Origin of the sequence: Flavobacterium frigoritolerans (assembly GCF_025847275.1) — a bacterium.
Lineage (GTDB): Bacteria > Bacteroidota > Bacteroidia > Flavobacteriales > Flavobacteriaceae > Flavobacterium > Flavobacterium frigoritolerans.
The window spans coordinates 379843-401743 of record NZ_JAOZEV010000003.1 but is presented as its reverse complement, the minus strand read 5'-3'; the positions used below and the strand labels follow the sequence as shown (position 1 = coordinate 401743).

At 30.4% G+C, this 21901-nt stretch carries 24 protein-coding genes; 15 read left to right on the top strand and 9 right to left on the bottom strand.

Going from position 1 to position 21901, the window contains the following annotated elements:
• Positions 1-137 precede the first annotated feature (137 nt).
• A complete protein-coding gene (locus OIU80_RS06320; protein WP_264286198.1) occupies positions 138-1175 on the top strand; it encodes a sensor histidine kinase in 1038 nt (345 codons plus the stop codon).
• A 65-nt stretch (positions 1176-1240) separates the two neighbouring features.
• Here OIU80_RS06320 and cysM read toward each other — a convergent pair whose 3' ends face one another.
• Entirely contained in the window at positions 1241-2128 is an 888-nt protein-coding gene (cysM, locus tag OIU80_RS06315) for a cysteine synthase CysM (RefSeq protein WP_264286197.1), read from the bottom strand.
• 1 nt (position 2129) lies between these two features.
• Positions 2130-2921: a serine O-acetyltransferase EpsC gene (epsC, locus tag OIU80_RS06310; RefSeq protein ID WP_264286196.1), complete on the bottom strand. Its 792-nt coding sequence runs from the start codon at positions 2919-2921 to the stop codon at positions 2130-2132.
• A 190-nt stretch (positions 2922-3111) separates the two neighbouring features.
• On the opposite strand from epsC, the gene OIU80_RS06305 reads away from it, so the two are divergent.
• Positions 3112-3813, top strand: coding sequence for a DUF1003 domain-containing protein (locus tag OIU80_RS06305; RefSeq protein WP_264286195.1), 702 nt, complete (start codon positions 3112-3114; stop codon positions 3811-3813).
• A gap of 20 nt (positions 3814-3833) precedes the next feature.
• Here the strand turns inward: OIU80_RS06305 and OIU80_RS06300 are convergent, their stop codons facing one another.
• On the bottom strand, positions 3834-4115 hold the full coding sequence (locus tag OIU80_RS06300) for a DUF2752 domain-containing protein (protein ID WP_264286194.1): 282 nt from the start codon (positions 4113-4115) through the stop codon (positions 3834-3836).
• A gap of 106 nt (positions 4116-4221) precedes the next feature.
• On the opposite strand from OIU80_RS06300, the gene OIU80_RS06295 reads away from it, so the two are divergent.
• Positions 4222-4407 carry a hypothetical protein gene (locus OIU80_RS06295; RefSeq protein ID WP_129537829.1) on the top strand — a complete coding sequence of 62 codons (186 nt, stop codon included), beginning with the start codon at positions 4222-4224 and terminating at the stop codon, positions 4405-4407.
• Positions 4397-4948, top strand: coding sequence for a Smr/MutS family protein (locus OIU80_RS06290; protein ID WP_264286193.1), 552 nt, complete (start codon positions 4397-4399; stop codon positions 4946-4948). The genes OIU80_RS06295 and OIU80_RS06290 overlap by 11 nt, the downstream gene beginning before the upstream one ends.
• A gap of 185 nt (positions 4949-5133) precedes the next feature.
• Here OIU80_RS06290 and OIU80_RS06285 read toward each other — a convergent pair whose 3' ends face one another.
• The gene (locus tag OIU80_RS06285; protein WP_264286192.1) at positions 5134-6123 is read right to left on the bottom strand and encodes a hypothetical protein; all 990 of its coding nucleotides are present in this window, start codon (positions 6121-6123) and stop codon (positions 5134-5136) included.
• 86 nt (positions 6124-6209) lie between these two features.
• Between OIU80_RS06285 and OIU80_RS06280 the strand changes: the two genes are divergently transcribed.
• A complete protein-coding gene (locus OIU80_RS06280) occupies positions 6210-7334 on the top strand; it encodes a cysteine desulfurase family protein (RefSeq protein WP_264286191.1) in 1125 nt (374 codons plus the stop codon).
• A 72-nt stretch (positions 7335-7406) separates the two neighbouring features.
• Here the strand turns inward: OIU80_RS06280 and OIU80_RS06275 are convergent, their stop codons facing one another.
• Both OIU80_RS06275 and OIU80_RS06270 read right to left on the bottom strand, forming a co-directional pair.
• Positions 7407-7979 (bottom strand): L-threonylcarbamoyladenylate synthase, encoded by a 573-nt coding sequence (locus OIU80_RS06275; protein WP_264286190.1) that lies wholly within the window; start codon positions 7977-7979, stop codon positions 7407-7409.
• Positions 7980-8032: 53 nt separating this feature from the next.
• Positions 8033-9109, bottom strand: coding sequence for a DegT/DnrJ/EryC1/StrS family aminotransferase (locus OIU80_RS06270; protein WP_264286189.1), 1077 nt, complete (start codon positions 9107-9109; stop codon positions 8033-8035).
• Positions 9110-9365: 256 nt separating this feature from the next.
• Between OIU80_RS06270 and OIU80_RS06265 the strand changes: the two genes are divergently transcribed.
• The 7 genes from OIU80_RS06265 to OIU80_RS06235 all read left to right on the top strand — a co-directional run bounded on the left by OIU80_RS06265 (position 9366) and on the right by OIU80_RS06235 (position 15179).
• Complete coding sequence (locus OIU80_RS06265; protein ID WP_264286188.1) at positions 9366-9596, top strand: phosphopantetheine-binding protein; 231 nt, start codon at positions 9366-9368, stop codon at positions 9594-9596.
• A 6-nt stretch (positions 9597-9602) separates the two neighbouring features.
• Entirely contained in the window at positions 9603-10658 is a 1056-nt protein-coding gene (locus OIU80_RS06260; RefSeq protein ID WP_264286187.1) for a 3-oxoacyl-ACP synthase III family protein, read from the top strand.
• The gene (locus tag OIU80_RS06255; protein WP_264286186.1) at positions 10655-11743 is read left to right on the top strand and encodes an aromatic ring-hydroxylating oxygenase subunit alpha; all 1089 of its coding nucleotides are present in this window, start codon (positions 10655-10657) and stop codon (positions 11741-11743) included. The genes OIU80_RS06260 and OIU80_RS06255 overlap by 4 nt, the downstream gene beginning before the upstream one ends.
• Positions 11743-12486 (top strand): SDR family NAD(P)-dependent oxidoreductase, encoded by a 744-nt coding sequence (locus tag OIU80_RS06250; RefSeq protein ID WP_264286185.1) that lies wholly within the window; start codon positions 11743-11745, stop codon positions 12484-12486. Before OIU80_RS06255 ends, OIU80_RS06250 begins: the two co-directional genes overlap by 1 nt.
• 8 nt (positions 12487-12494) lie before the next feature.
• On the top strand, positions 12495-13505 hold the full coding sequence (locus OIU80_RS06245) for a ketoacyl-ACP synthase III (protein WP_264286184.1): 1011 nt from the start codon (positions 12495-12497) through the stop codon (positions 13503-13505).
• Positions 13505-14140, top strand: coding sequence for an acetyltransferase (locus tag OIU80_RS06240; RefSeq protein ID WP_264286183.1), 636 nt, complete (start codon positions 13505-13507; stop codon positions 14138-14140). The genes OIU80_RS06245 and OIU80_RS06240 overlap by 1 nt, the downstream gene beginning before the upstream one ends.
• A gap of 76 nt (positions 14141-14216) precedes the next feature.
• The gene (locus OIU80_RS06235; protein ID WP_264286182.1) at positions 14217-15179 is read left to right on the top strand and encodes a glycosyltransferase; all 963 of its coding nucleotides are present in this window, start codon (positions 14217-14219) and stop codon (positions 15177-15179) included.
• On the opposite strand, the gene OIU80_RS06230 is transcribed toward OIU80_RS06235, so the two are convergent.
• Positions 15169-16203, bottom strand: coding sequence for a glycosyltransferase family 2 protein (locus OIU80_RS06230; protein ID WP_264286181.1), 1035 nt, complete (start codon positions 16201-16203; stop codon positions 15169-15171). The genes OIU80_RS06235 and OIU80_RS06230 overlap by 11 nt on opposite strands.
• 493 nt (positions 16204-16696) lie before the next feature.
• On the opposite strand from OIU80_RS06230, the gene OIU80_RS06225 reads away from it, so the two are divergent.
• A complete protein-coding gene (locus OIU80_RS06225; RefSeq protein ID WP_264286180.1) occupies positions 16697-17803 on the top strand; it encodes a glycosyltransferase family 4 protein in 1107 nt (368 codons plus the stop codon).
• Positions 17804-17844: 41 nt separating this feature from the next.
• Complete coding sequence (locus OIU80_RS06220; RefSeq protein ID WP_264286179.1) at positions 17845-18612, top strand: lipopolysaccharide kinase InaA family protein; 768 nt, start codon at positions 17845-17847, stop codon at positions 18610-18612.
• A 202-nt stretch (positions 18613-18814) separates the two neighbouring features.
• On the opposite strand, the gene OIU80_RS06215 is transcribed toward OIU80_RS06220, so the two are convergent.
• Complete coding sequence (locus OIU80_RS06215) at positions 18815-19879, bottom strand: glycosyltransferase family 9 protein (protein ID WP_264286178.1); 1065 nt, start codon at positions 19877-19879, stop codon at positions 18815-18817.
• A gap of 117 nt (positions 19880-19996) precedes the next feature.
• Positions 19997-20812: a 2,3,4,5-tetrahydropyridine-2,6-dicarboxylate N-succinyltransferase gene (locus tag OIU80_RS06210; RefSeq protein ID WP_264286177.1), complete on the bottom strand. Its 816-nt coding sequence runs from the start codon at positions 20810-20812 to the stop codon at positions 19997-19999.
• A gap of 304 nt (positions 20813-21116) precedes the next feature.
• Here OIU80_RS06210 and OIU80_RS06205 point away from each other — a divergent pair, with 304 nt between their 5' ends.
• The gene (locus OIU80_RS06205) at positions 21117-21752 is read left to right on the top strand and encodes a PAS domain-containing protein (protein WP_264286176.1); all 636 of its coding nucleotides are present in this window, start codon (positions 21117-21119) and stop codon (positions 21750-21752) included.
• The last annotated feature ends 149 nt before the right edge of the window (positions 21753-21901 follow it).

The window sequence follows — 21901 nt, the reverse complement described above, 5'->3', positions numbered from 1 at the left end:
AAATTCTTTTATTTAACATTTCTTTTGTGTTTAAAAGTTAACTTTGTTTTTATCTAGATACCCCAAATTCTACGGCTTAATCAGGAACTTATACTATTTTTATGAAGTTGTATCACATGTTGTCGAAGATTAGTTTTTTGAAGAAAAGCTATGCCTTTAAATTTCTCTTTATTGCTTTTATAGGCATTCATATTCCGTTAATCGGAATTTTGTTTTTTGTACTATATAGTAACCATTCAATTTCGGCTAATTCAATTTTGATTTTTTCATTAATAATGACTTTACTAGCTACTGTAGTTACATTATTGATTATTAATCGATTAATGAAGCCAATTGTTGTGGCATCAAAAGCGTTGAATGAATACAGAACAAATCGGAAACTGCCTGTTTTACCATTTCAGTACGAGGATGAAGCAGGATTATTAATGCGTAATATTCAGGAATCTATTGATGAGGCAGAAAGTTTTATCAATGAGAAACAAGATTTAATTTATATGATTTCTCATGATTTAAGAAATTTTGCTGGAAACCCACAAGGATTAGCAAAATTAATTATTGAAGAAAATCCATCAGATTCAGTTAAGAACATGGCAGAGTTGATCTGTGAATCAACAGATTTACAGTTTCGATATATTGAAAATTTTATTAAATTATTAAAGCAACAAGATGAAATTGCTAAATCTAGCTCAATAGCAAAAACAATTCAAATAGCACCAATTCTTCCTGCTGTAAATGAGCAAGTATCTCAACTTCTAGCTCAAAAAAACATTAAGTTAGTTTCAGATATCACTGTTGATGAAGCCGTGCTTAAAATTGATGCAGAATTATTGATTCAGGTTCTGGTGAATTTGATTAGTAATGCAATTAAATTTTCTTATGCAGGAAGTGAAATTTCATTGCAAATTTTCAGAGACAATGAAAAATTCGTTTTTACCGTTTCGGATAAAGGAATTGGATTTGATCAAACTCAAATTGAAGAGTTGTTTAAAAAGTTTACTAAAATGGGTAAATTAGGAACTGCCAACGAAACTTCTACAGGTATTGGATTGTATTTATGCAAAAAGATAATTGATAAAAACGGAGGTGAATTAAGTGCAATGAGCCTTGGGATAAATAAAGGAGCGACTTTTACAATCGTCTTTCCTTGTAATAATGCGGAGAAATTAAGTTTTTGAGGTTCTGAGATAAATGTAAAAAAACTTAGTACCTCAGAACCTTTGCAACTTTGAACCTTTTTCGATTAGTCAAATAGATCAGAAGATAAATAACGATCACCTCGATCGCAAATTATAGCTACAATTACTCCCGATTCTATTTGATTGGCAATTTTTAAAGCCACGGCTACAGAACCTCCGCTGCTCATTCCTGCGAAAACTCCTTCTTCAAGAGCTAATCGTTTCGTCATTTCACGAGCTTCTTGTTCGCTCACATCTACAACAGTATCTACTTTTTTTGCATCAAATATTTTTGGTAAATATTCTTTTGGCCATTTTCTTATCCCTGGAATTTGAGAACCATCGCTTGGTTGTGCTCCAATGATTTGAATATCAGTATTTTTCTCTTTAAGATAAGTTGATGTGCCAATAATAGTTCCTGTGGTTCCCATTGCTGAGACAAAATGAGTTACTTTTCCATCAGTATCATTCCAAATTTCTGGACCAGTGGTTTTGTAATGTGCTTTCCAGTTGTCATCGTTAGCAAACTGATTAAGCATGATATAACCGCCTTCGGCAACTTTTCTTTCAGCATAATCTCTCGAACCAATTATTCCTTCGCTAGCAGGCGTTAAAATGACTGTAGCACCATAGGCACGCATAGTTTGTACTCGTTCTTTGGTAGAATCTTCAGGAAGAATTAATTCGATATTAATTCCCATCAATTGTGCAATCATTGCCAAAGCTATCCCTGTATTACCACTTGTGGGTTCAATAAGTTTATCGCCTTTTTTGATATCACCTCTCTCCAGAGCCGAAAAAATCATATTATATGCAGCTCTATCTTTTACGCTGCCCCCAGGATTGTTCCCTTCAAGCTTTAATAAAAGTTTTACATTTTTGTTTTTTACTAAATTCACGGTCTCCATTAAGGGAGTGTTTCCTATCAGGTTTACTAATGTATGAGTGTTCATATTATTTTTTTTCTTTTACTTTAACTTCGGTTGTGGTAGTATTGGTTACAATTGACTTTTCTGGAATTGATTTGGTAATCCATGCATTTCCCCCAATAATACTGTCTTTGCCAATAGTCGTTTCGCCTCCTAAAATTGTAGCGTTGGCATAGATGCAGACATTTTCTTCAACAGTAGGATGTCTTTTTGCATTTTTCATTTCTTTGGTAATACTTAATGCGCCTAAAGTTACTCCTTGGTATATTTTTACATGTTTTTTTATAACAGTTGTTTCTCCAATTACAATCCCTGTCGCATGATCAATAAAAAATGGTGAGGCAATTGTTGCACCTGCATGAATATCTGTTCCTGTAATTCGATGCGCATATTCGCTCATTAATCTTGAAAAGAGCAATAGGTCCAATTTATATAATTCATGGCTTAATCGGTATATAGCGATAGCGTAAAAGCCAGGGTAAGCAAGGTATACTTCTTCCAGACTATTTGAGGCAGGATCATTTTCTAAAATGTATGTTGCATCCTGAATTAGTTTTTCTAAAACAATAGGTAGTTTTTCCAGAAATTGCTCCCAAATAGATTCACATGTTTTTTCTGGCTTTTTGCAGGCTATTATGGCTATTTCTTTAAAACATTTTTCAAGTTCATTGATACTTTTGTCTAAAGGAGCATTAGAATCGAATAAAGTGTAAAAAAGCTTTTCTGTAAAATCTTCTGTTTTGGTTTTGATTCCATAGTTTATAGAAGAGTGACTCTTTAAAGCATTTATGTTCTGGATAATCATATTTTTTGTCACAATTATTTAATTGAATTGTTAGTTTGAAACGCTAAAAGTAATGTGTTTTTTATAAATAGAAGTAGTAATTAGTTAAAGAAATTTAACCGTTAACATTCTATTTGCAATAATTAAAAATATTTAATCAGCTTGAAAGTATCTGTTATATAATAATTTAAAAGAGTAAATTAGCTTATGTAAAATTATTAAAATGAAAACAAACGGAATGTTTAAAAGTGCTCTTTCTCATATTTCTTATCCCGAAAGTGAAAAAGTTTCAGGAAAATCTATTCAAAGCCCTATTTTGGCATTAATTGTTGCTGCTCATCCAGAATTTACCAGAGAAGGTTATATTTCTATAAAGGAACTGAATGTATTTCGTGAAAAATATATTTCGAATTATTTATCTTCGGAGTTAGGAGTACTTTCTAGTCTTGAAAAAAGTGTAATGGGATCGCTGGCGGACGAAAAATTATTAGTGAGTGCTGTTGAAGATGAAGTAGAGGTAAGGAGTTTTGGTCAAAAAATAGCAGATAAAGTAGCTGATTTCGGTGGGAGCTGGACTTTTATTATATTATTTATTGCTTTTATAATACTCTGGATTTCCATTAATATTTACATTTTGGTAAATAAAGGTTTTGATCCCTATCCGTTTATTTTACTTAATTTGATTTTGTCATGCGTTGCTGCTTTGCAGGCTCCAGTAATTATGATGAGTCAAAATCGTCAGGAAGAAAAAGATCGCGATAGGGCAAAAAAAGATTATATGATTAATCTTAAATCAGAATTAGAAATAAGAATGATGCACGAAAAATTAGATCATTTAATTATGCATCAACAACAAGAATTAATAGAAATTCAGAAAGTTCAAATCGAAATGATAAATGATATTTTGAATCAGATTAAGAAATAGATTTTCGGATTTATGAAACTTTAGTAGTAGTGTTTGTATGCATAACCCAATATCATAATTAGACTATTAAGGATGCCAAAAAACCAAAGTGGTTTTTTGTAATTCCGGCTTTTATCAAAAAAATATAAAGCAACAATTCCTAAAAATAAAAGACTAGTATATAGTGCTGGATACATTTCAAATGCGCCTTTAAAATCGCCTTTAAAAAGTAAGAATAAAGCACGTTGAAATCCACATCCTAAACACTCTATTCCAAAGAGGGTTTTGCTTAGGCAGGGTAGCATATATTTTTCTAGATTCAAGAGATTTGTTTTTTTACAATTTTACGAAAAATAGTTCAATCTGTTTCAAGAATAATTAAATGCTATTTTAAAGTTGATTACTTTTGAAATCTGATAATTTATAAAAATGAAAAAGTTAAGAATCCCAATAATGATAATTGCAATTTTGATTGCATTATATGAGCAGTCATCTACTGATAAAAATGTATACATTACAATTGTAGCGATTGTAATTTTCATGATAGGGATGATGCAGTTAAGTGCAAAAACGCCAAGTAAGAACCAAGATAAAGAGGAGCAAGATGTTGAATAAAGGTGATAAGGTTTCAGTACTGGATGAAGCCATAAATGGAGTAGTGTTATCTGTTAAAAACAACGAGGTAACTATAGAAACAGAAGACGGATTCATGATGACATTTTTTGTCAACGAGTTAATTAAAATGCAAGATACCAGTAATTTAATGAATTCTATTAAAAGAATTGATTTAAATGAGGTTTCAAAAGAAAAAGAAGAGCCAAAAGCAAGGAGTTTTGTGAAAGAGCGTAAGGATAAACGTGAAATTCCAGCTCCAGAATTTGATTTGCATATCGAAAAGTTAGTGCCAAATAAACGCGGAATGTCTAATTACGATATTTTGACTTTACAGACAGAAACGGCTAAACGACACATTGAATTTGCTATCAGAAATCGCATTCCTAAAATTGTTTTTATCCACGGTGTTGGTGAAGGGATTTTAAAAGCGGAACTTGATTTTTTGTTAGGTCGTTATGACGGAATTGATTTTCAAGATGCCAATTATCAGAAATATGGTTTAGGGGCAACCGAAGTTTATTTTAAACAAAACACTAAATAAAGCCTATTTTAAGGTGTGAAATAAACTAAGTGTAAGTGTAAAAAAAACGTCTGTTTTTAAAATAAATTTCATTAAGAAACTCATTTTAAAAACAGACGTTTTTGTAAGAATATGTTTTTTTAATATCAAGAAAAAACACTCAAAAAGAAATGCGAAAAGGTTCTTCTTGAGTGTTTGAGTTTGTTCTAATTCGGAGTAGTTATTATTGTTCCTAAGACAAAATTATTACCTAAATTGAAATCATTATTTCCTTTTTGTAATGAAACATTTTTAAGAGTTATGGTGTGTACAAAGTTATTTCCATTTGTTGTTGTTGAAACTTCTATGATACCACTATCTTCAGCAACTCCGTTTTTACCAGCCCATATTTGAGTGATTGCAGGTATAGAAGGAGGGCTTGTTTGACAGAAATAATCTGGAGATAAAGGAGAGGCAAATACACGATAAAATACTTTATTTGTCGTGTCATTGATTAATCCAGTTCTTGGTTTATTTAAAGGAGTAGATTCATTTGCAATTAAAGAAGAGTCGATATTATCAATAGTAAGTGATGCGGTTTCATTAAAATTGTATATCTGTTTTGAAACTGTACATTGCTTTGCATTTGATGGGACGAAAGTTAATGGCATGTCTGTTATCGTAGTCACATAATCTCCGAATGGGAAGCTTTCATATGTTTGTGGTCCGCTAGGTTTGTTAAATGTTATATCTTTAAAAATAATACTATATGTATATCCTTTTATTCTAGTGCTACCGTTGGTTTCATCTGGAGGGGTTTTATTTACTCTTGTTGTTATTTCGATTACTCCAGAGGTGGCTATCCACTCTTCAATTACATTTGGAGTTGCAGGTGGAATAACATCACACATATTGTTTATAGTAACTTTACCATTATAAGCGCGATAAATAACACGATTTGTAGTAAGGTCGATATTGTAGCGTTTTGGCTCTAGTGGGGTGCCTACAGAAGGTTCTCCTGCAAAAACACTTTTAGGAAGATAAAGTAATAATGATTCTTGTTCTTTTAGTTTAAAAATAAGACTGTTTGAAGAATTATTATCAGGACAAATTGAAGGTAGTATGTTTTGAAATTCAATAGAGTCAACAGATATATCTCCATCGTCACAACCGTTTAATAGAAGGGCAAATAATGCTATGCTTATGATTTTTTTCATTATGTTTTTATTTGGGTCAAAAATAGTGAAAAAAATGATAATTGATATTTAAGAATAGACAATTGATATTTCATAACTTTGCCACAATGAAAAAAGTATATCTCGATAACGCCTCTACAACTGCCATTCGACCAGAAGTCATCCAAGAAATGACCAAAGTAATGACAGAAGATTACGGAAATGCATCCTCTCCACATAGTTTTGGGCGAAATGCTAAGACAATTTTGGAACTTTCAAGGAAAAGCATTGCGAAACAGTTAAATTGTTCAGCACAAGAAATTATTTTTACTTCTGGAGGTACCGAAGCTAATAATTGGATACTTCGTTCAGTTGTAAAGGATTTAAAAATCGAACGTATAATAACGACTAGAATTGAGCATCATGCTGTTTTGCATACTACTTTGGTCTTAGAATCAGAATATAATATTACGATTGATTATGTCAATATTAACTCTGATGGATCGATTGATCTAACTCACTTGTCAAATTTATTATCAGAAGAGAAGAAAACACTGGTGAGTTTGATGCATGTTAATAATGAAACAGGGACAGTTTTAGATTTAGATAGAGTTGGTGTGATATGTAAACAATATGATGTGTTGTTTCATTCAGATACGGTACAATCTGTAGGCAAAACTAAAATAGATTTACAAAATAGCCCTTTGGATTTTATAGTTGCAAGTGCTCATAAATTTCATGGACCTAAAGGAATTGGTTTTGCTTTTGTTCGAAAAAACTCTGGATTGCAGCCATTGCTTTTTGGCGGAGAACAAGAAAAAGGACTGAGAGCAGGTACAGAAGCAGTACATCAAATTGCTGGAATGGCAAAAGCCTTGACGCTTTCATACGAAAACTTAGAAAGTGAAGAGAAATATGTTAGAGAATTGAAATCATATTTGATTAATCGTTTAGAAATTGAATTTCCAGATTTCAGAATTAATGGAAAAAGAGATGATTTTTATACAATCCTGAATGTAATATTGCCTTTTTCAGCAGATAAAACCTCAATGTTGCTTTTTAGTTTAGATATGAAAGGAATTGCAGTTTCTAGAGGAAGCGCTTGCCAATCGGGGAGTGTACGTCCATCTCATGTTTTAAAAGAAATGCTATCAGAAGCAGATCTAAAACTTCCGAATTTGCGAATTTCATTGAGTCATTACAATACCAAAGAGGATATTGATTGGCTTATTGATAGCCTGAAGACTATATAAAATCTGAAGCTTAAAAGATTAAAATGTAAAAAGTGTTACAATAAATCACTTTTTACATTTTATACAAAAAGACTATTTACGTATTACTTTTACCTGAGAGTCGTTTGTTAGTTTTATAATTGTGGATGGTTTTCCAGCTATTTTATCACGATATAAATTTACTACATAATCTACCCCTTTGATAATTTCAGGATTAATATCTTTGAAAGCTATAGGAGTAGGTTGACCAGAAATATTAGCCGAAGTTGATACTAAAGGCTTTTTCATTCGCTCTAAAAGTTTAAAACAAAAAGGTTCTTTAACTATTCTGATGCCCAAAGAATTATCTGGTGCAATAATATTAGGAGCTACATTTCGAGGTTTGTCTAAGATAATCGTAGTTGGTTTTTCGGATAAATCCAAAATTTGCCAAGCTACTTCAGGAATATCTTTGAATACATTGTACATCATTTTTTCGCCATTCATCAGGCAAATCATACTTTGAGTTTCGGCTCTTTGCTTGAGTTTGTATATTTTAGCAACGGCTTCAGGGTTTGTTGCGTCACAACCAATTCCCCAAACAGTATCGGTTGGGTAAAGTATTATTCCGCCATCTTTGATGACTTCGTACGCGTTTTGAATTTCTGTGTTTATGTCTTGACTCATAAGTTTGATTTTAAATGAGAAATATTTTTGATAATAACAGTACCTAACTGATGTTAGGATGTTAGTTTGTTTATAATTTGAACAATCTTTTCTAAATTTTCACGAGTAAGTCCCACATAAAGGGGTAAGCAAACTATTCGTGAAGCAATAGATTCTGATATTGGCATTTCTGTTCCGTTTGTATAATTAATGGTGTTTAGAGATGGGTAGAAATAACGTCTAGGAATTATATTTTCTTTTTGTAATTCTTCTTGAACTCTCAATAATGTAGTTTCAGAATCAAATAACAAAGGATAATAACTATGATTCCAGTCTGTATTCTCTCTTATTTTTATGCTTTTTAAGTTGCTGAAATTTAGATTTTCATTGTAAAAATCAGTTACTTTTTTTCTTTCAGAAATGATATGTTTCATATATGGAAAAATTGCCAATCCCATAGCCGATTGCAATTCAGAAATTTTTGCATTAATCCCAAGACCATGAAATTCTAAAGGACCATTATGTCCAAAATTATGGCTATAAAATAATTGATGATGCGTTTTTTCGTCGTTACAAAACATAGCCCCACCTTCACCAGTATGAAATAACTTTGTTGCATGAAAACTACAAGTGCTTACATCTCCAAAATTAAAAAGAGATTGGTTATTGTATTTAACACCAAAACAATGTGCAGCATCATAAATTACTTTTAGATTGTGCTTTTTTGCAATGGCCTCTATGGCGGTTACGTGGCATGGATTCCCAAAAACATGTGTTGCTAATATTGCAGTGGTTTTATTCGTTATTGCCGCTTCAATTTTGGTTTCGTCTATAGTTAAATAGTCAGGATGTATATCTACAAAAACAGGTTTGCAATTTTCCCATACAATTGCAGCAGAAGTAGCTACGTAAGAGAAAGGAGTTGTTATTATTTCGCCTCCTTTACCAAATAGTTTCAAGGCTATTTGAATGGGAATTGTACCGTTATTAGTAATCGTTAAGTTAGAAACATTAAGATAATCTTTAAGTTTATGTTCTAATTCTAATGTAAGTTCCCCACGGTTTGTGAGCCAAGCTTTATCCCACGCACGTTTTACATAAGAATTGTATTCTTCTTGTGGAGGTAAAAAAGTTTTGGTTACAGGAATCATTTAATTATGGATTTAGTGAGTTTAATTAACCGTTAAGGGTAAAACTATTGTTATATTTGCGGGGTAAAAATAGGAAAAGAAACCTAATTTATTAGTATAAGTCAATATTATAAAAGGAGAAGAAAAAATCTTAATGTCAGACTTCTTTGAAGAACAATAATTTAAGAGAAGTTTTCCCTGTATAGGGAAAATACTTTTTATAGGCTTATTACAGAATTTAGAGACATAATAAACCCAAAATAAAATTAAGAATACTATGGAAATCAACACTTTTTTGCAAAATTTTGCAGATATTTTAGATGATACAGATGCAATATTAATAAAACAAGAAACTGTTTTTAGAGATTTAGAAGAATGGGATTCGTTAACAGCCTTATCATTAATAGCTATGGCAGATGAAGAATATTCAGTAAAATTAACGGGAGATGATATTAAATCTTCGGCAACATTAAACGATATCTTCGAAATAATAAAAAATAAAGGGTAATATAAGATGGCTACTTTTTCAGTAAATAATATTGCAATAAAAGGTATTTCATGTTGCGTTCCAAAATACACGGAACGCAACATTGATTTAGATATATTGACACAAGAAGAAATTCAAAAATTCATTGATGCAACCGGAGTTGAAGAGCGTCGTGTCGCAACCAAAGAAATTTGTACTTCTGATTTATGCTGCGAGGCTGCTGAAAAATTAATCAAAGATTTAAATTGGCAGAAAGAAGAAATAGAAATTTTAGTTTTTGTTTCTCAAACTGCCGATTATATTTTACCCGTTTCTGCAGCGATACTTCAGGACAGATTAGGATTATCTACAAATTGTATTGCTTTTGATGTGCCATTAGGATGTTCAGGATACGTTTATGGTATGTCGATAATTGCTAGTATGATGAATTCAACTGGAATCAAAAAAGGATTGCTTTTAGCAGGAGATACCAGTAGTAAATTGCTTTCAAAATCAGATAAAAGTACAGTTCCACTTTTTGGAGATGGAGGTAGTGCTACAGCATTTGAGCTTGATGAAAAAGCAGAGCGCTTGCTTTTTGATTTGGGTACAGACGGTTCCGGTTATAAAACGATAATTGTAAATGATGGAGGTTCGAGAAACAGAGCAAATTCTGATTCCTTAACCTATCATACTATTTCTCCAGGAATCGAAAGAAACGCCTGTCAGCTAATTTTAGATGGAATGGATGTTTTTAGTTTCGGAATTTCTCAAGCACCTAAGACAGTAAATAAACTTATCGAAAAATTTGAAATTGATAAAGAAGCCATAGATCATTTTGTATTTCATCAGGCAAATTTGATGATGAATAAAATGATTGTTAAAAAACTAAAACTACCCGTTGAGAAAGTACCTTATTCATTGAAAGAATTTGGAAATACATCATCTACAACAATTCCATTAACAATAGTAACGGAATTAAAAGATAGCCTTACTAATGCTACTCAGGATTTAATTTTATGTGGATTTGGAGTTGGTTTATCTTGGGGAACGGCCAAAATCAGGCTGGATAACGTTATAATTTCAGATTTATTAGAAATATGACAACAAATTTAAATTACGTAGACGAAGCGGTTTATCAAAAAGAGAAATCTTTATTTTTTGATGAATCTTGGATATTAGTTGCTCATAAAAATGAATTATTAAACAATAATGATTTTGTAACTTTTGAGTACTATGGAGATAAAATTTTTGTCCAAAACTTTAATGGTACAATAAAGTCCTTTCAAAATGTGTGTTTGCACAGATTTAATACAATACATCAGGAACCTTATGGAAATAGAGTTTCTTCTTGTTTATACCATAATTGGACTTATGGAAAAAAAGGTAATGTAATAGGTCTTATGTGCCGAAACTCATTCGAGAAAGATGATATTAATGAATTAAGGCTTAAAGAGTACGAAGTTGGTTATTGCGGAGATTTTGTTTTTATAAAATTAAATAATCAGCTAGATAAAAGTTTAGAACAGTATTTAGGAAACATATTTACTTCGCTAGAAGATATAAGTAAACACTTTGGAACAAAAACAATTGATTATACAATTGAACACAATGTAAATTGGAAACTTTTGGTCGAAAATGTTTTGGAGTGCTACCATTGTACTTCCGTGCATGAAAATTCATTTGCAAAAATGGGATTTGGTTCCGTTTCTCCCGAAAAATTTGATTTTTACAATGCACACAGCTGGTGTGAATTTCCAAAGGGAGAAAGTGCAAAACAAAGTAAAATTATAGAAAAGGCATTATCAAGTAGAACTTTTAAAACACAAGGTTACTTGCATTTTTATAGCTATCCTAATGCATTTATAAGTTCAGTAGAAGGAAAAGGATTTTATTTTGGTTTTATGCTTCCTGAGTCGCCTTCTAAAACAAATTTAAGAGTACGCTATTTCTCTCCTAAATTTGATAAAGACCTAAGCGAGTCAGAGCAAAATATTATTGATTTTATTAATAATAGTTCTAATGAATCTTTAGATTTAGTTTTAAAAGAAGATAAAAAAATTACAGAAAATATCCAATCGAACTTAGTGAATTTTAAGGACAGCTCACCAATATTTGGTGATGAAGAATTTAGAATTTTAAAGTTTTACGAATATTTTAATGATAAAAAAGAATTAAAAGATATATAATGAATCCATTTGATTTATCAGGAAAAAAAATAATAGTAACTGGAGCATCTTCGGGTATTGGTTACGAAACTTGTTTAGCTATAACTAGACAAGGCGGTACTTTTATAGCTATAGCAAGGCGTAAAGATTTTCTCGAAAACTTAATAGAGGAATGTGGAAATGAAAATAGCTTTATAGTTGCCGATTTATCTAAAATGGATGATATTAAAGCTATTGTTGATACCATCGAAAATGTAGATGGAATTGTGCATTCGGCAGGAGTTGTATCCTTAGCACCAGTTAAGTTTTATTCAGAAGAATTAATGAATGAAATGCGAGCGATAAATTTTGATTCAATTGTATATCTAATCAATTTAATTTTTAAAAAGAAAAAAATAAATAAAGGAAGCTCTATTGTTTTGGTTTCATCAATTGCAGGTTTGTTTGGAATGAAAGGAAATGGAATTTATGCAGCAAGCAAAGGCGCATTAATTGCGATTTCGAAAGTTTGGGCTAGCGAATTTGCGACAAGTAAAACCCGTGTAAATTGTGTTTCGCCAGGAATGGTTAAAACTGAAATAACATCCAAGTCTATAGAAGATTTATCTTTAGAAGTAATTCAGCAAGATGAAAAGAAATACCCTTTAGGTTACGGAGACCCAATTCAGGTTGCAAATCCAATCGTTTTTTTACTATCTGATGCAAGTAGCTGGATTACGGGGCAAAATATAGTTTTAGACGGAGGAAGAACATCAACGATATAATTCTGACAATGAAAGCTAATATAAAAGCCATTTCGTATTATTTACCCGAAGCTATTTTATCTAATGATTTAATTAATCAGGAATTTCCAGAATGGGATATTGAAAAAATCAGTTCAAAAACGGGGATCAATTCTCGTCATATAAGTGCAGATGATGAATTTTCATCAGATATGGCTGTTAAAGCTGCTGAGAAATTATTTTCAGAGCATAATATAGATAAATCGACTATTGATTTTTTATTGTTTTGTACACAGAGTCCAGATTATTTTTTGCCAACTACAGCTTGTATTATACAGGAGAAATTAGGATTAAATACCACCATAGGAGCCTTAGATTTTAATTTAGGATGTTCAGGATTTGTATATGGTTTGAGTTTAGCAAAAGGACTGATTGCTGGAGGAATGGCAAATAATGTTTTGTTGATTACTTCAGAAACCTATTCAAAATTTATTCACCCAAAAGATAAAAGTAACAAAACTATTTTTGGTGATGCTGCTGCTGCGACATTAATAAGTAGTAAAGCAGGGTTTTGTTCAATTGGTGATTTTGTTTTTGGGACGGATGGGAAAGGAGCCGAAAATTTAATTGTAAAACAAGGAGGGATGCGTTTTCCGGTTTCAAATAATAACGAAGATATTTCTGATGAGTTTGGGAATGTTAGAAATGATAAGAATCTATTTATGAATGGAACAGAAATCTTCAATTTTACAGGAGAATTTGTTCCAAAACTTACAGAAGCCATTTTAGAAAAATCTAATTTGACTAAAGAAGATATAGACTTATTTATTTTTCATCAAGCAAATAAATACATGCTTAATCATTTGAGAAAAAAAATCAAAATCCCTGAAGAAAAATTCTTCATAGCCATGCAACATTGTGGTAATACAGTTTCGTCTACAATTCCGATTGCATTGTATGAGGCTCAAAAAGAGAATAGGCTAGTAAATTGTCATAATTTGATATTAGCTGGTTTTGGAGTAGGATATTCTTGGGCGGCATGTAATTTAATAATTGAGTAATGAAGAATTTAATAATAATAGGAGCCAGAGGATATGGCCGTGAGGTTCATGATCTAGCAAAGCAATGTTCGGGATATAATACTGAATATGTCTTGAAAGGTTTTTTGGATGATAAATCAGATGCACTAGAAGGTTTTGGAAATTACCCAGAAATCATCTCATCAGTCGAAAGTTATGAAATTCAAGAGAATGATGTTTTTGTTTGTGCTTTAGGAAGTGTAAAATGGAAAAAGCATTATGTAGAGCTAATTCTAGACAAAGGAGGGAAGTTTATTAATTTAATTCATCCTTCTACAATTTTAAATACAAATGCTATTCTAGGTAATGGATTAATAGTTTTTATGAACTCCAATATTAGTAATGATTGTGTTATCGATGATTTTGTTACAATACAAGGCTTCGTAGGATTAGGACATGATACAAAGTTGGGTAAATGGTCTCATTTAAACGCTTATTGCTTTACGGGAGGATTCGTTGTATTAGAAGAAGAAGTTTGTTTAAACACAAGAGCTACAATATTGCCAAACGTTGTTGTTCGAAAAGGGGCTACAGTTGGTGCGGCAAGCTTAGTTATTAGGAACGTAAAAGAGAATACTACGGTTTTTGGAGTCCCAGCGAAAAAATTAGAATTTTAAGTTAAATATAAAAAACATGTAGTCCTTTCAATAGTTATATTGAGCAGGTAATTAACTACATCATAGATATAATTTCATGAGAGATCAACATAATATTATTTTAAATTGGCAAGGTAATTCAGAACAACCATTGGTAAGTGTTTTATGTGACACTTATAATCATGAGAATTTTATTCGTGAAGCTTTAGAGGGGTTTTTAAATCAAGAAACTAATTTTCCTTTTGAAATAATCATACATGATGATGCATCTACAGATAAAACGGCAGAGATTGTAAAGGAATTTGTAGATCGATATCCATTAATAATTAAACCAGTTTTTCAAAAAGAAAATCAATATTCTAAAAAGATAAATTTTTGGAGTGACGTTACTTTTCCAATGGCACAAGGAAAATATATAGCTTTGTGTGAAGGAGATGATTATTGGGTTGATGTTTTAAAATTACAAAAACAAGTTGATTTTCTAGAAAGTAACGATGATTACGCAATTACATGGACAGATTATTACACTAAAAAAGGAGAAGAATTACTTCCTAATGAGTTTAGAACTACTTTACCATTGGTCTATACAATTGATTTTGATAATCTTTTTGTACCATATTGCACAAATACACTTACATGTGTATTTAGAAAATCAGCTGTAGATCCTTTAGATTATAAGAAGTTTGTTTATGGTAAGGACAATACCCTCTATTCTTTGGCATTGTGTCACGGAAAAGGAGCTTATATGAATTTTCAAAGTGCAGTTTATAGATGGCATCCTGGAGGAGTATATTCACTAAGATCTCCTTTCTTTCAACGCTATTCATCATATCTTAATGTAAAAGAAATATATGAATGTATTCCAGAAGCAAGGACAAAGAATATTAAAAGGATAAAGAGATTATTATTAAAATATTCCGCTTTGGAAGCTTTAAAACTGCTGAAAGATAAAAATCAAGATCAAAGTGAACCTAAAAAAGCAATTAAAGAATTTTTAGCGCATGCAAGTTTTTTTGCTAAGATAAAATTTCTTTGGCGTTATATTAAATCTAGGATATAGAAAAAAAATACTGTTTTTTCCATCTAAATATAGACTTTAAAAATAAAATTATTTTATCTAATTTATTTATTTTTTGAAAGAGTTCACTTTCGTTTTTCTTTAAATAGTTGTAATATGAAATGTTGTATTTGTCAGCATTTCTAATTGTACGTATTAGAGTTCTATTTATGTGTTTTTCAAGTAAATCATGATCGAATTTTTTTAGTTTTTCATTTTGTGAAAACAAAAATTTAGAAGCTTTTATTGCTTCAATAATTTCGGAAGGCATGAGACCTCTTTTTACAGAAATAGCATTTAAATAAGAGTCTATTTTGGGATTTGTGAATTCTATTTCAAATTCTTTTAGCTGGTTAATTTTTATTCTTCGAATGGCTTGTGCCTCATTAGATATTCGGGTTTTACTAATGTTATTAGTATGCCATCTGTATAGAAGTAATGATTCAGGTATGTTGTAAAATTTTGTTTTGGTTATCAATCGAGTCCATAAATCATAATCTTCTGAAATTATATATGAATTATCAAAAATTAAACCAGACAAGGCGTCTTTTCTTAACATAACAGTAGGGTTCCCTATACTGCAGCTATGTAAAAAGGATACTTTTATTTCGTCATGTTTTTCACTATGAGTAACTACATTTTTTTTTAATCCAAAAAAAGTAAATCCACTTCCACATACTCCAATTTCAGGATTCTTCTTGAGGATATCTACTTGTCTTTCAAAACGATTTGGTAAGGAGATATCGTCAGCATCCATTAAAGCAATGAACCTTCCTTTTGATGCGAAAATTCCTTCGTTTCTAATGTTGGCAGGACCAACATTAGATTCCTTATTGATTACAATAATTCGGGAATCTTTTTGTTTATATTCTAAGATTATTTCTAAACTGTTGTCAGTAGATTTGTCGTTTAAAAGAAGTAGTTCGAAATCTGTATGTGTTTGATTTAAAATGCTTTCTATGCTTTCTTTTAAGAAAGGCTCAGCATTGTAAACGGGCATTATAACAGAAATTTCAGGAGTTTGCATGATATTTGTACTTAACAAAAAAAGGACAAATATATAATATTCCTTTTCAATTGTTGATAACCTCGAAAAAATAATTTAATTAATATTAGTGTGTTTTTTGCCATAATTAAAAAGAAATAAAATCATCTTTGTTTCTTTTTATGATTATCTATATTGTTAAAATTGCTCTATTGTAGGTATAAGGAATAATTTAATAAGGATTTTTGTTAATTTATTAAAGAAAGGTAAATTGTGGAGTGAAGTTCTTTTTAATTGAAGTTTAAGAAAAAGAATTATATTAAGTAGGTTGTGGATGTATAAAATAAAAATTCGGAAAATAGAAATTGGTAATTTAACTAGATGAGGTGATTTTTTTAATTTTAAGCCATTTGTAATTTGAAGTGTTAAATTCTATGTGTATTTTTGTTAGTTTATAAGAATAACTCAATAAAATTAAAATAAATTTAATTTTTAATTTAGAACTGCATATTTGCAAAATACAACCAATAATCCAATGAAAATATTACATATATCAGCTGCTAAAGCATGGGGAGGAAATGAGCAACAATTGATTTATTGCATTCCTGAACTAAATAAGATAGGAATTGAAAATGTGGTTTTTGGAATTAAAGATTCAGTTCTTGAAAAACAATGTTTGATAAATGGTTTTCCTTTTATACAAATTAAAGACAAAAAATTAAGCAAATTTTCAAATTTTAAATACATTAAAGAGTTACTAGATAAAGAAAAACCAGATTTATTACATCTTCATACAAGTAATTCTTTGACATTTTATGTCTTAAGTGATTTTTTTCTGAGATTGAAGATAAAAACTGTTTTTTCAAAAAAAGCTATTAGTGCAAGTAGTAGTTATGTAAGTAAATTTAAATATAACTATAAAGGTATCGACGCAATATTTTGTGTATCTAAATCTGTTGAAAATAATTTTTCGCAGGTTCTTTCAGATGAGAATAAAAAGAAATTAATCGTTATTCCAGATTGTGTTTCTTTAGATATTTTAAATAAAATAGCAAAAGTAGATTTAAGACAAAAATATGCCATAAATAAAAATAATTTTATAATAGGTAATATTGCTAATCATACAGATGCAAAAGATCTAAAAACGTTTATTAAAGTTGCTGATTATTTGATAAATGAGCTAAAAAGAGATGATGTAGTTTTTCTTCAAATAGGGGAGTTCTCAAAATTAACAGATGAATACCTGAATATTATCAAAGAAAAAGAGCTTGAAAAGTTTATAATCTTTACTGATAAAATTGAAGATGCTTCTACTTTGAATGTTCAGTTTGATGTTTTTTTAATGACATCCCAAAGAGAAGGTGGGCCTACATCTGTTTTAGAGGCTATGCTGGTTGGAGTTCCTGTAGTTACAACTAGTGTTGGAATCGTTCCAGAAGTGATTATAGATGGAGTTAACGGATATGTTGCACCAATTAAAGATTATGTGAGTTTGGCATCTAAGATTAATCTGTTGTTAGATGATGAAAATTTGCGAAAAAAGATTATTAAAAATGGTAATTCAATAATTAATGATAATTTTGCAGCTAGTGTAATTGCAAAAAAATATTCTGAAGAATATAAAAAAATAATAAATTCATAATAATCAGCTTAATTGATTTATGAATTTATAATTGATCATTTATGAAATCAAAAATTAGTAATAGGTACTTGTCAGAAGAAAATGAAGTGAAAAATTGTATTGGAAATTTTCATAGTTCAGGTGAACTTTTTGGAAATGGAGATCGCAATAAGATTAAGCTGTTTAATTTAAATGGAAAAAAAATCAACATTAAATCCTTTAAGATTCCGAATATTGTTAATAAAATAGCCTACAAGTATTTTAGAAAATCTAAAGCCAGACGCTCGTTTGAATATGCAGAACTATTACTTGAGAAAGGAATAGGAACTCCTGAGCCAATTGCTTTTTTTGAAAATTTTAATGGCATAGGATTACGAGATAGTTATTATGTTAGCGAACATTTGGAAGCTGATTTAACATACAGAGAATTGGTAGAAATTCCTGATTATTCTGATCGTGAAAATATTTTAAGACAGTTCACTAAATTTACTTTTGATTTACACGAAAAAGGAATAGAATTTTTAGATCATTCACCTGGAAATACATTAATCAAAAAGAAATTAGAAAACCAATACGAGTTCTTTCTAGTCGACTTGAATCGAATGAACTTTTATGAAAATATGAGCTTTGAGCAGCGTATGAACAATTTTAGACGTCTAACACCACTAAAAGAAATGATTGCTGTAATGAGTAACGAATATTCAAAATTTTATACAAGTAAGACTGAAACTGAAATTTTTGAGAAAATGTGGGGAGCAACGACACATTTTCAAGATGAATTTGCAAAAAAGAAAAGACTAAAAAAGAAACTTAAATTTTGGAAATCTTAATTAGAAGTTTTTATTTTGAAACTCTTCGAGAACTTTCAAGTTTATTGCAAAAAAAACATTTAATTACTAAGGGTAATATATAAGTTTACTTATTATATGGTTTTTTGAGTTTTAAACGTGTAGCTATTAGGTATAAACAAATGCCTAAATTTAGGTTATGGTTATTGCCGTTAGTATGCTTTTTTGCTAGATTTAATTGGATTTAACTTAGATTTTGTTCTAAAAACAATTTTAATTTATCATTAAAAAAATCAGGTTTAAATTCCTGATATAACGACAGTGATTCTTTTTTGAGCATTTTCTCAGTTTTATGCTCAAATAAATCAGAACGATAATCTTTTAAATGTACTGATACATGATGAATCTCATCCTCAAAAGTAGCCCATATTTTCTTTTCAATCCAAGGGGAAAAAATAATAAATGAAGGTTTGTTAAGTGCTTTTGCCATATTTATGGCACCACCATCATTTCCGATAATTAAAGCACATTGATTTACTATACCAATAAATGAGCGTAAATCACTACCCAATAAATCAAAATAAATTTTTTGCTGAGTTGATGGCTTGCACTTATTAAAAACTATTTTAGCCTCTTCAAGCTGTTTTGGGAAATAATTAAAGAGAATATTTACATTTGCATTATCGGCAATATGATCTACGATTTTAGCCATAAAATCTAAAGGATATGTTTTTAATTTTTCACTTCCTAAAAGACTAATCATAACCGTTTTTCTGTTATTCTGAACATTATGTTTGTAAAATAGATCTTTGGCTTCTTTATCTTCTTTATCAGAGACGAATAATTTCGGAATAGGATCAATTTTTATTTTTAGATTAAGAGGTTCTAATAGAGAAAGTCTTCTCTCGATTGCTAGACCTAAATTGGTTTTAGGAAAAGGTTCAAATGCTACATTATCTGTATATAAAAAATTTCTTCCAGGTTTTTTGTAAGATATCTTTTGTTTTGCATTACTAAGAAAAACTAATATCCAACTTTCTAATTTTGAATATGCATCAATTAATAAGTCATATTTTTCATTGCGAATCTGAAATCCAAGCTTTAATAATTCTCTTTTGCTTTTTCGATGCTTTTCTTCAAATAAAATTATATTGTCAATACTTGAGTTGCCTTCCAAAACAGGAGTTGTTGAACTATAAACTAAATAGTCAATTTGAGCGTCAGGATAAGCATTGCGCAGATTGTTGCATATTATGCTGCTAATCAAAACATCTCCAATCATTTTTTGTTGGATTACAAGTATTTTCATGTAAAATTTGAATAATATTAAAGAGGTTACAAATTGAAGTAAAAAAATCCAAATTCCAATCATTATTATTGAATGGAATTTGGATTTTTTTTAACTTAATTTTTCTAATGGAAAGCTTTATACAGCAACATCGTATTCTCGAAGTGCATTGTTTAATGAAGTTTTTAAGTCTGTAGAAGGTTTACGAGTACCAATAATTAAAGCACATGGAACTTGAAACTCTCCAGCGGCAAATTTTTTGGTGTAACTTCCAGGAATCACTACAGAACGTGCAGGAACATACCCTTTCATTTCTACAGGAGTGTCACCAGTTACGTCAATTATTTTAGTTGAAGCAGTTAAACATACGTTTGCTCCTAAAACTGCTTCTTTACCAACATGAACACCTTCTACAACAATACAACGTGAACCTATAAATGCTCCGTCTTCGACAATTACTGGAGCAGCTTGTAATGGCTCTAATACGCCACCAATTCCTACACCACCACTTAAATGTACATTCTTACCAATTTGAGCACAGCTTCCTACGGTTGCCCATGTATCTACCATAGTTCCTTCATCAACATATGCCCCAATATTTACATAGCTAGGCATTAAGATTACTCCGCTAGAGATATATGCTCCATAACGTGCCACAGCATTAGGTACTACACGAATTCCTTTTTCGGCATATCCTCTTTTTAGTAACATTTTATCGTGATATTCGAAAATACCAGATTCTAGAGTTTCCATTTTTTGAATAGGGAAATACATAACCACTGCTTTTTTTACCCATTCGTTAACTTGCCAAGCATCCCCAACTGGTTCAGCAACACGTAATTTTCCTGTGTCCAAAAGCTCAATAACTTCTCTGATGGCATCAGTTGTTGTAGTTTCTTGTAGTAAAGCTCTGTTTTCCCAAGCTTGTTCTATAATAGTTTGTAATGAATTCATAATAGTAAATATTTTAGACAAATATAATTCGATTTTTTTTTAAAACAACCCTCATTACTTTATAGTAACATTTTTATAAAAAAAGAACAATTTATTTTGTGGTTTTAAAACCAAGAACTCCTTTTTGAATAATTTTTCTTACTTAAAACCTTTTTTTGTCTTATTTCCTGATAAATGTCAATTTTTATTATTTCTTATGAAAGTATTTTTGTAAGACAATTTCACGACAAAATAAATTGTTTTTTTAAATCTCTTTTTGCCCCCCTCAAAAATTTAATTTAAAATCTAATCTTAATTTTTAAAAATGAATCAAGAAAAAGAATTGTTTAACAGACCAACACCAATTGATAAAGAAGTTTCTTGGGATAAAACCCAAGTAATCATGAGTAAAACAAATCCGTTTGGGATTATCGAATACGCAAATGAAACTTTTGTAGATGTTTGCGGATATGAAGATTATGAACTAATGGGACAGCCGCACAGTATCATAAGGCATCCTGATATGCCACGAGTACTATTTAAGGTATTATGGGAAAATCTTAAAGAAGGGAATAACTTTCATGCAATTGTAAAAAATCTAGCTAAATCTGGTAGGTTTTATTGGGTTATTACTGATTTTGAAATAGCAAGAGATTCAAATGGAGTGATAGTAAACTATTTTGGAAGAAGACGTGCTGTTCCACAAGAAGTAATCGCAATGCATATTGAGCCTTTGTATAAAAAATTATTGCAGATAGAATCAGCTAGCGGAATGGAGTTCAGTGAGAAATATCTGATTGGATTTTTAGAAGAGAAAAATAGAACATATGTCGAGTATATTAAAGACTTAATGTATGAGCATGAGAGAACGCAATTAAAGGCACAAAATCATCAACCAGAGACTTATGAAATAGAGGAAGAGGAGGAAAGAGGTTTCTTTAGTCGTTTTTTTAATAGATAGAGATAAATAGCTCTCTAAAAGAGCTAAGTTTAAAGATAGGGTTTGACTTTTTAATTAAAGTCAAACCCTATTTAAGTTTGTATTAGTTTTATGGAATAATCGATGATTAATAGAGTTTATTTATATAAAAAGACAATGGAGGTTTCAAA